This window comes from Dapis brunnea BLCC-M229, from assembly GCF_050015995.1.
Lineage (GTDB): Bacteria > Cyanobacteriota > Cyanobacteriia > Cyanobacteriales > Microcoleaceae > Trichodesmium.
Window position 1 is genome coordinate 1 of the sequence record NZ_JBNHEP010000237.1, and the last position, 11,337, is coordinate 11,337.

The 11,337-nt window shown below is 37.8% G+C and carries 4 protein-coding genes; 1 reads left to right on the forward strand and 3 read right to left on the reverse strand.

Features of this window, described 5'->3' with window-relative positions:
• The 3 genes from ACP6PM_RS27440 to ACP6PM_RS27450 all read right to left on the reverse strand — a co-directional run.
• Nucleotides 1-5,233: LamG-like jellyroll fold domain-containing protein (locus tag ACP6PM_RS27440; protein WP_426590066.1), on the reverse strand; the 5,233-nt coding region annotated here is incomplete at its 3' end.
• Between the two features lie 635 nt (nt 5,234-5,868).
• A complete protein-coding gene (gene egtC, locus ACP6PM_RS27445; RefSeq protein WP_426590067.1) occupies nt 5,869-6,657 on the reverse strand; it encodes an ergothioneine biosynthesis protein EgtC in 789 nt (262 codons plus the stop codon).
• A 919-nt stretch (nt 6,658-7,576) separates the two neighbouring features.
• Nucleotides 7,577-7,798 carry a hypothetical protein gene (locus ACP6PM_RS27450; RefSeq protein WP_426590068.1) on the reverse strand — a complete coding sequence of 74 codons (222 nt, stop codon included), beginning with the start codon at nt 7,796-7,798 and terminating at the stop codon, nt 7,577-7,579.
• A gap of 1,147 nt (nt 7,799-8,945) precedes the next feature.
• Here ACP6PM_RS27450 and ACP6PM_RS27455 point away from each other — a divergent pair.
• Nucleotides 8,946-11,337: MSCRAMM family protein (locus ACP6PM_RS27455; RefSeq protein WP_426590069.1), on the forward strand; the 2,392-nt coding region annotated here is incomplete at its 3' end.

The window sequence follows — 11,337 nt, forward strand, 5'->3', positions numbered from 1 at the left end:
CTGTTGTCTCAGTGGTTGCAGTGCCATCACCCTCACCAGTAGTTGAGGTAGTGTCTGTTGCATCAGTGGTTGCAGTGCCATCTCCCTCACCAGTAGTTGAGGTGGTGTCAGTCGTCTCAGTAGTTGATGATGTATCTGTTTCACCCTCCCCAGTAGTTGAGGTGGTGTCTGTTGTCTCAGTGGTTGCAGTGCCATCACCCTCCCCAGTAGTTGAGGTGGTGTCTGTTGTCTCAGTGGTTGCAGTGCCATCACCCTCACCAGTAGTTGAGGTAGTGTCAGTTGCATCAGTGGTTGCAGTGCCATCACCCTCCCCAGTAGTTGAGGTGGTGTCTGTTGCATCAGTGGTTGCAGTGCCATCACCCTCACCAGTAGTTGATGTAGCCTCAGTTGTCTCAGCTTCATCAACTTGCATCAATTCATTAATTTCCTCTGGATCTTCATCCACTTTAATACATTCGTTGATTTCTTCAGGAGATAATGGTCGATTATACAACCGCAGGTTCGACATTTTGCCCTGAAAATAAATTGAAGAAGCTCCAGGTTGGTGAGTGCCAATATAGTTTTGGGTGCGATTAAGATTATTGGGGATAGCTATCAAACCTCCCCCTACTTCTTGACCATTTTTATAAACTTTGGCATTTCCTGATTGATCTACTGTTGCTGCTAAATGGAGCCACTGATTCTCTTCGAGGATGTTTTTCAGGACTAGCTCTTTTCTCTCTGAACCAAGTAAGACAAGTAATAATACGTCACTTTGGGTTCGATGACTAAAGATGATATTGTCTTGTGCAGAACCATTACCAAAGTTAATTACTCTCGCGTAACGAATAAGTTTGCTACAGTACCACCAAGTTTCTATAGTAAAACCTTGTGAATAGTCAATATTCATCTCAGGCATTTGGATATAATCATCAACCCCATCAAAGTTGATACATTTACCAAATTTCGAGTCGGCGACAACTGTTGCACCATTGACTTTACCATTGAGCTTTCCTGCTGAAACATCAACTACTTCTTTTTCCTTAGCCGAATTTTCTACTATTTCATTCAGTGGTAGATGCAGTTGTAAACCACGATTTATATCCATAGGTTCAGGTGGAGGAGTACCGTCTACTTTCATACATTCGTTAATTTCTTCAGGTGACAACACTCGGTCGTAAATTCGTAGATGAGCCATTTGACCCTCAAAAGCTTGGTTGACATCAAATCCTCCTGCCAGCTTATCCTGTTCTTGACCTAGTATGAGTGCCCCTCCAGAATTAATTTTCTTTCCTTTACTCAGAGTTCCAGAGTCTTTCTCTTCCCCATCTTTATAAACCTTTAATTGTCCGTCGCTGCTATTCCAACTAAGTGCTACACAATGCCATTTACCATCATTCAAAACAACTTCTGTCTGCTTTGTCACCGCTGTAATTTCAGGTATGAGTTTTCTAATGTCAAACAATATAAAGGCATTACTTGTTTCTGAATTAGCATAGGAAACAGGTGTTCCTGCTTTTGTGGTATTGTTTGATTTAACCCAACATAATACTGTAAGTGTTTCTGAGGGGAAATTGGGCATGGGATTAATAATAATATAATCATTATTCCCATCAAAGTTTAAGCAGTTACCAAAACGATCGTCTGCTAGAACTATTGGTTTTCCATTGACCTTGCCATTGAGTTTTGCTACTGAAATATCAACTACTTCTTTTTCTGATTCAGCATTTTCCACAATTTCATTTAGTGGCAGATGCAGTTGTAAACCACGATTTATATCCATCGGTGGAGGAGTTTCATCTACTGCCATACATTCATTAATTTCTTCTTTTGATAACGCTCGGTTATACATCCGCAAATGCGATATTTTGCCATGAAAAAATCCATCCGCTGACCAGTTACTATCGCCAATATAATTTTTGGTGCGATTAAGATTATTAGGTAGATGTACTAAACCACTCTGTACTTCTTCACCATTCTTATATACTTTGCCACTACCTGACCCATCAACGGTTACTGTTAAATAAAGCCACTGGTTCAACTCTAGCATTCCATCTGCTTTAATCCTGTTTCGAGTAGCACCTTGATAAACATCGAAGACTAAATTCTGAGTAGTACCTTCATTTGCAAACAGAATGTTGTTGTTACCTGAACCTTTTCCAAAGTCAATAATTCTCGACCAACTCTTGAAGCTGCTATAGTGTACCCAAGCTTCGACAGTCAAACCTTGTGAATAATCAATATTCATTTCTGGGATTTGGATATAATCATCCACGCCATCAAAGTTTAGACAACTGCCAAGCTTGGAGTCTGCTACAACTATTGGTTCTCCATTGACTTTACCCTTGAGTTTTGCTGGAGAAACATCAACAACTTCTTTTTCTTTAGCCGCATTTTCGACTATTTCATTGAGTGGCAGATGCAGTTGTAAACCACGATTTATATCTACAGGTGGAGGAGTTTCATCCACTTTCATACATTCATTAATTTCTTCAGGAGATAATGCTCGATTATACAGTCGGAGATTTGACATTTTGCCATAAAACAATTCATCTGGCCAATTACTTTTACCAATATAGTTTTTGGTACGATTAATCTTATTAGGGAGATTTATAGATCCACTCCCTACTTCTGTACCATTATTGTAAATTTTAGTGTTCCCCGATCCATCAACTGTTACTGCCAAATGTAGCCATTTGCTCAACTCTAGCTTTCCATTTGCTTTTACCCTGTTGGAAGTTGTTCCTTTAAAACTATCGAAACATAGATTGCTTGTTGTAGCTTCGTTAGCAAACAGAATATTGTCATTTGGAGCACCATTTCCAAAGTCAATAATTCTCGACCAACTCTTGAAGCTGTTATAGTGTACCCAAGCTTCGACAGTCAAACCTTGGGAATAGTCAATATTCATTTCCGGCATTTGGATATAATCATCCACTCCGTCGAAGTTTAGACAACTGCCAAAACGTGAGTCGTCTAAAATTTTGGGATTACCATTGACTTTACCCTTGAGTTTTGCTGCTGAAATATCAACTACTTCTTTTTCTTTGGCTGCATTTTCGACAATTTCATTCAGTGGCAGATGCAGTTGTAAACCACGATTTATATCCATTGGTGGAGGAGTTCCATCCACTTCCATACATTCATTGATGTCTTCTGGAGATAACACTCGGTTATACATACGCAAATGAGCCATTTGTCCTTGAAAAGCTTGGTTAACTGCAAATCCTCCTCCCAGCTTATCTTGCTCTTGCCCTACTACCAATGCTCCTCCAGTAGCAATTGGAGTTCCTTGACTAATGACTTTGGAGTGTACTTCTTTTCCGTCTTTGTAAACTTTAAATTGTCCGTCGCTACTTTGCCAAGTAATTGCTACACAATGCCATTCACCATCGTTAAAAGCAACTCCCGTACTATGCCACTTGTTATTAACAGTGGGTGTTATATTTTTAATATTGTATATTTGAAACTCGTTATACTTCTGTGCTGAAGATTTTGCGTATGACAGAACTGTACCTTCTTTGCTTTGGTTATTCGATCTAACCCAACATAATACTGTCATTGCTTCTGAAGGAAAGTTGGGCATCGGATTGATGATAACACAATCATCAATGCCGTTAAAGTTTAAACAATTACCAAACCGTGGTTCAGCTACAACTGTTGCACCATTGACTTTACCATTGAGCTTTCCTGCTGAAATATCAACAACTTCTTTTTCTTTGGCTGCATTTTCGACAATTTCATTCAGTGGCAGATGCAGTTGTAAACCACTATTTATATCCATAGGTGGAGGAGTTGTATCCACTTTCATACATTCCTTGATTTCCTCTGGAGATAATACTCGGTTATACATCCGCACATGAGTCATTTGACCCTCAAAAGCCTGATTTACATCAAATCCTCCCGCAACTGCATCCTGTTCTTGACCTAATACCAGCGCTCCCCCAGAAGCAATTTTCTTTCCTTGGCTCAGAATTCCAGCATCTTTCTCTTCACCATCTTGATAAACCTTTAATTGTCCGTTACTACTATTCCAACTGACTGCTACACAATGCCATTCACCATCATTGAAAGCAATTCCTGTGTCTTTTGTAGCCGCTGCAATGTAAACTATAAGTTTTTTAATGTCATACAGTATAAAGGCATTATCAGTTTCAGAATTAGCATAGGAAAAAGGTGTTCCCGCTTTGACTGTATTGTTCGATTTAATCCAACAATATACTGTCATTGCTTCTGATGGGAAATTGGGCATTGGATTGATGATCACATAATCATTATTCCCATTAAAGTTTAAACAATTGCCAAAGCGTGGTTCAGCTACAACTGTTGCACCATTTACTTTACCATTGAGTTTTCCTGCTGAAACATCAACAACTTCTTTTTCTGATTCAGCATTTTCGACTATTTCATTGAGTGGCAGATGCAGTTGTAGACCATTATTTATATCCATAGGTTTAGTTTGAGGAATTTCATTAATTGGACTTGTAGAGCTAGTATTACTAGCAACATAAATATCATGTAAATCGTTGGGTGTTACACCCTGAATCTTTTTCTGTTTGAAACTAAGAGTAATAGATACATAACGTTGGTTGCTTGGTAACTCAAACAAACCTAAAGCTGTATGTGTACCAAAAGCAGAAGAAGGGTTTGCTGGAGTTGGACATAACTCTTGTTTACCTTGAGAGTTTTTACCAGAAATAGTTTGAGTACCTGCATCTAGGAATATCCGAGTATTATTGCTTTTACCAAGAGTTCCACTGTTGAATAATTTCCAATCACCTAAGTTAAGTTCACTACCATCGAGGGTTTTTGCTGTGACTTTTATCGTTGTATATCCAGCTTTGTTACCATTGAGGAATCTTGATATGGCTAAATAGGTATCACCAGAGGTCGCACCATCAGTTGCTTGGGAATTTGCTGTAGAAGCTTTGTATTTACTAAAATCTAGGGTGACAGAATAGTTATTTTCATTTCCTACAGTTCTGATTAGAGGCATAGTAGCAGTGATGGCTTTTGTTTTGCCCGTTAAGCTAAATTTATTCTCTATTTCTCCTGATAGGAAGCGATTTGGTGTAATGGGAGTATCACCATCTGGCTTTCCTCTCCAGCCACGGTCATCATAGTCTATTCGATTATAAGTAATACCTATTGTACCACCCAAACCATCAGGAACTTCTACGGTTTGCCCAAATCCAGGGTAATTATAACCAGTAGTATTCCAGAATGTAATATTTTTAGTAGCCACTTCAGACACTAATTATTCTCCTTTTTTCTTGATTAATCGGCAATTTACTAGGGATACTAATCATTCTTTGATTGTCTGAAAAAATATACAATCCAGATGACTTTGGAGTTTTGTCTATGCAATAAATCTCAGGTTTATGGATGCACTAATTCAATATTTCTTAATACTGAATCCTACCACTTATTTAATTATTAATATGATTAAATTTTATGAAGGATTATTGTTAAGTTTTCTACGATCGACAGGCGATCGCTTCTTCTCTCCTTTCTCTAATAGGAAATCCAAAAAAAGTATTTACAGTCATTTCAGTTATCAGTTGTTAAAAAGGGAACAGGGATTAGGGAAAAACCTGACTATAGGTTACTAAACTGTTGCCTTTTATACCTATTAACAAAAAGTTAATATAGCAATATTTCTTTAAACTTCTATAATTTCCAACCAACAAATAACTAAGTATAATAACTTACTTTAGCCTTGTATAATTATAAAAAAATTATAATTTTTTTTATAATTAATTTAGAATTAAGTTATTGACTATATGTACAAAAAATAGTATGTAACATATTAGTGCTATGGTCTTAAGGAACTTTAATCAACAGGCATCAAAATTACCAATTATTATCTACTAAAAAATATTTTAATTTTCAGATTTGATAGATTTCAATATCAAGATTTTTACTGACTTTAATGATGCTTTGTTCTGGAACTTTTTGCCAATCATCTACAAATAAAGGTTCCGAAGCTACAATGACAGACTTAGGAAATTTAGGAGAATTTTTTAACCAATAAAGAGTCGGTGGAATTGCACCTTGAGCAAATCTAGAGGCAACTAATTGATGTCCGTCTGTAATAATTGTATTTGCCAAAAATCTGACTTTATTTTCCTGAGCAATTTCTGTCAAAACCATCAATATACCATGTAAAGCTTCTTTAAAATCACAGTTAATTCTTTCAATAATTTCATTAATTAGCAAAGCAAAAATATGTTCTGAGTCTGTATTACCTTTAATCAATAAATATGGCAGTTTTTGGAGGTAATCCCGTATTGGTTTATAAAGAGTAAATCGGAATTTATCAATATAGCCATTGTGAATAAATAGTAGATTTTTGTAATTAAATGGCTGACAGTTACTAAGATCAATTGCTTGACCAGGAGTTGCACTTCTAACATGACCTAGAATACAGTTTGACTCTATATAACGACCAAGACTCTTGAGATTTATATCATTCCATATTGGCTGGATATTTTTATAAGTAAAAGGTGCAGTCTCTTTTTGAGTATGATACCAACCTAGACCAAAACCATCGGCATTTAGTAAAGCTTCTTGCATTTCTTGGGGTTTATAACCTTGGACTATTAATGAGTGTTCTGGTTGACTAACAATCGAGTCTAATAAAATTGCCTCACCAAGGTAACCTACTAATCTACACATATAATTTTTGGATTTTTTGTTTAAGTCTAAATATTGACAATTTTATAATCATAACATTTTGATGATCGATATTATCATACCAAATCCGGTTATTAAAAGCACGTTTTTCAAATTGTTGTCTAACCCTTATGCTTTCTTCCCTCTGCCTTCTGCCTTACCTTCATATAAAGGTTCTGTCTAAACCTGATTTAGTATTAATTATATTATGTCTCTTTGAATACCAACAATAAAAATTTTAGGGAATAGGGAGTAAATTGACATAAAAAAACATCTTTATTATGGCTAATTAGAGACTGTTTGTAAAGGAAATATAAAAAGGATATAGGGAACAGGGAACAGGGAACAGGGAATAGGGAATAGGTATGGAGGGAGGAAGAAATCAAGACAACTATTTGTAAGTTAAAAATCTGGGAATATATGTACCTTTAAACCTCTGGTATCTAGGAAATTTCAATCTCTTGAAGTACTACCGCTTTTAGATTTTAGTCATTATTTGCTCTGTTAAGACTTATTTTACAAACAGTCTCTTAATGAGACTTGATATTATAATTAAATATCTCAATTTATACTTGATAATCAATCTGAAATATGCTGCTTTATTCTTGACTATTGCTATTTATTTGTAGAATTACGTTAAATCAAGTTCAGAGAAATTAATTGATGGTTTTAGGAAGTAGGGAATAGAGAGTAAGATACCGAACAAGTAAAAAAAATATTTCCCCCATCAGTCGTAGCACATTAATCACCAAATCTGCTGTAAGTTTAACTGCTCAAGAAATAAAAACCCACCAGGCAAAATCTGGTGGGTTTTGAGAATGTTAATATTGAATTTGATTGACTGTAGAGATAAATTTAATAAAAATTAGTTATCTCTATATAAAAATAAAGCCAAAATATCTCTATATTTAAGACAGTATAATTATTTTCTAACCAAAAGCGATCGCAACCACTTGGCGGACTTCTGATTGGATTTCAATATCTTATCTTGACTTTTTTTGTTTAAACGAAATTTTTCTGATTGTTTGATATTAGAAGAACTCCTTTTAGATATTGATTTTGCAGATTTATTTAGTGCTTTAAATAAATCTTTTTCTTTGATAGGTCTTGTGTATGCTTTGAATAAATCTTTTTCTAAACTCATTGCTTTTACTTTACTGAAACTCAACAATATTTATTTTACAAGGGAATAGGGAAGATGGGTCATATCAAATCCGGTAGCATTGGTGTAATTAGATAAAGAGGGTGGGGAGTTTGGGGAGACCCAGAGATGAAGAAATATTTGGTAATGGTTGAAGATGGAACATTTTTTTATACCGAATTAAACGGATTTGATATTATCTAATTAGCTGGACTATTTTATTTGGGTAGTCCTGCATGGTAATGGTGAGGATATATATTTTTTAATCTCTCCGACACTCCCCATCTGCGAATCCCCCCATCTGCGAATCTCCCCATCTGCGAATCCCCCTATCTCCCCATCTCCCCATCTCCGAATTCCCCCCTGTTGATAGCCACATTCAGCACGACAAAATATAGATAGTATGTGAAAATCTTCAAACTTGAGTAAATATTTATACTTGTTGTGATTAGTGGCATTATTTACCTGTATATCTGTATATATATTCGTAATTTCAACCGAAAATATACTCTATTTTATGAAGATTCGGTAAAGACAAGCTTCGTATATCTGCAAATACAGGACTTAGGCAGCTACACTAATTGTGGCGATAATATCTAGAAAAAACCAAAAAAATCACTATATATAGCGGTACTACCTAAGCCCTGAAATATACTCTCTTTTATGAATATTCGGTAAAGAAAAGGTTAATATCTGTGCTAGCTCTTGCCAATGAAATTTGTATAAATTAGAGTGAATAGGAATCATTTAGAGACTGTTTGTAAAATAAGTATTAAGAGAACATGCGAGTGACTAAAATCTAAAAGCGGTAATACTTCAAGAGATTGAAATTTGGTAGGTAGAGAAGTATTCAGTACATATATTCCTAGATTTTTAAGCGACAAATATTTGTCTTGATTTCTTCCTCCTTATTCCCTATTCCCTATTCCCTATTCCCTGTTCCCTGTTCCCTGTTCCCTGTTCCCTGTTCCCTATCTCCTTTTTATATTTCCTTTACAAACAATCTCTTAGGGTTGCAAATTAAAGAATGATAATAAATTTTCAACTGTATATATATTGAGGAAAGAATTATCCAAAAATATATACTTTCGGATTTGATCATTCTTTATTGTGCAACGCTAATCATTTCCTAGGAAAATAATTAACGACTATGGAAGAAGATAATCTACTCGATAATCCTGTACAGAGTTACTATGTTCCGCTGCCAGAAGATGATTTATTCGAGACTTTTGATACGATAAATTCAGATGCTGATGGCGATATCAACACTGTAATATCGGTAGCTGTGGCGGCAGATAATACAATTGTCTATTACGATCACTGGGAAGATGGTTACGATCCAAACCCTAATGATACTGTCAATAAACAGGCTAGCACAGAAATATGGGGGGATGGTGACATCTCTAACGGTGCAGCACCAGGAGTTTTAACTGACGCCGAGGACGTTCTTCAAGGTGGCGATGCAATTGTCCTGGATAATGCTATTCCTTCTACCAATAACTACCGAGATCCCAACACCATTCTGTATGATGGGGCTGACCTGATTCAGGCCACACTGCCTATTGCCGTAACCCGCTTTGCTTTCCCAGACAACCCAGGTTCCCTCATGGCAGGTGCGGTTGAAGTCTTTAACCAGGATTCTTGGGGCGATCGCTTCATTGCACCAGTGGGTGAAGACACGACAAGCAGCACCAATGCCTTTCAGTATTCGGTCTTCTATGTAATGGCCGGCGACGATGGGACGGAGCTTTTCCTGAATGGCTTGCAGATAGACATTAATGGCGACAACGTGATTGATGCTAATGATGTCCTGAACATAGGTGATAATTTTGTTATTGAAGATCTCCAAGAAGGGGATGAACTGACTTCCAGCAGACCAGTTCAGGTAGACCTTGTAACAGGTGACATTGGTGATACCTATGAATTACGTTGGTACGCCCAAGTTGATGCGGATGAATGGTCTAACGAGTACATCACTCCTGTTGCTGAGGAAGTTGGCTCCACAGGTTACTGGTTCCATAACCCCAATGGCTCAGAAATTACAATTTCCTATGAGGGGGGGAATAGTCCCAATGGAAGCTTTAATGTTGCGGCCAACAGTTCCACATTTATAGAAGTGGACTCTGATGGTGACATCGATTTGTCCGGGGATAACTACTCTGGTCTGCGCTTCTTTACAGATGCTACTAATAACGGTGGCGCTACGCCCAATTTCTATGGTTTAGCCCAAGTAGATGCAGACGGTGGTGGCCAAATTTATGATTGGGGCTTCCCCTTAATACCAACCGATCAGCTAACCTCACAGGTGTTGGTGGGCTTAGGACGCGGTGCAACTGATGATGGTCAGCCTCTCAACGATCAAGGGGAAGAAAGCAGGAGTGTTGTTTGGGTTACGCCCATTGAAAATAGCAACATCTTTATTGACTTTGACGGGGACGGCACATTTGACTATAACGAATCTGTCAATGCCTTAAATTCACTGCGAATTGTGGATGATACTGTTCTATTCTCTGGGGCTGAAGGTGACCAGGATCTGACCGGAGCTATTATTGTTTCCAATACGTCTGCAGATAGCAATGGCCAGCCCAATGGAACTCCAGTCAGCATTGCAGCTGTCTGGGGACAAGATCCACCACGCTCGTTGTCTGGTGATGGTGAAGCTTTAGATTTAGGAACGGCGATCGTGCCATTGGCTAATCCCGCGATTAATAAGGAAGCCGTTAGCGTTACCAATCCAGATGGGACCACGGATAGCGATGGCATTGTAGACCAGGTTGGCGATGTCATTAATTATGAGATTGCGGTTAGTAATGCCGGTTTCCAAGATCTAACAGGTGTCGTGGTCACAGACCCCCTCTTAGCAAATCTGAGTGACCCTGTTGAATCTATAAACAATGATGGCATTTTACAGCGTGGAGAAACCTGGACTTACACCGGAAGCTATACTGTTCAGCAGTCTGACATTGATAGCAATGGTGGTGGTGATGGGGATATCGACAACATTGCCACAGTTGATACCGATCAGACACCTCCGAGCAGCGATTCTGAGGAAGTGCTTATCAACCTCAGTAGCATTAGCGGTAATGTTTCTGAGGATATTGATAATGATGACACTGGTGATATCAACCTCCAAAACGTCACGGTAGAATTGCTTGATGACCAGGGTACAGTCATTCGTAGTACCACAACGGATACCGATGGTAACTATGAGTTTACTGATTTAGAGGCAGGTGATTACACTGTTCGTCAGGTTAACTTGGCTGGCTATGGCGATGTTAGTGATACTGATGGAGATAACGACAGCTTGATTAGTGTTACGCTGCCTGGAGATGTAGATTCCACGGGTAATGATTTTGTGGATGAGCAAATTCCTTTTGGTTCCATCTCAGGTACCGTTTTTGAAGATACTGATAACAATGGTACGGGTGATACTCCTCTCGAAGGTGTTACTGTAACTTTGCTGGATGACCAAGACCAGACCGTAGGTACAACAACTACAAATGGAGATGGTAACTACACCTTCACAGATGTAGAACCAGGGA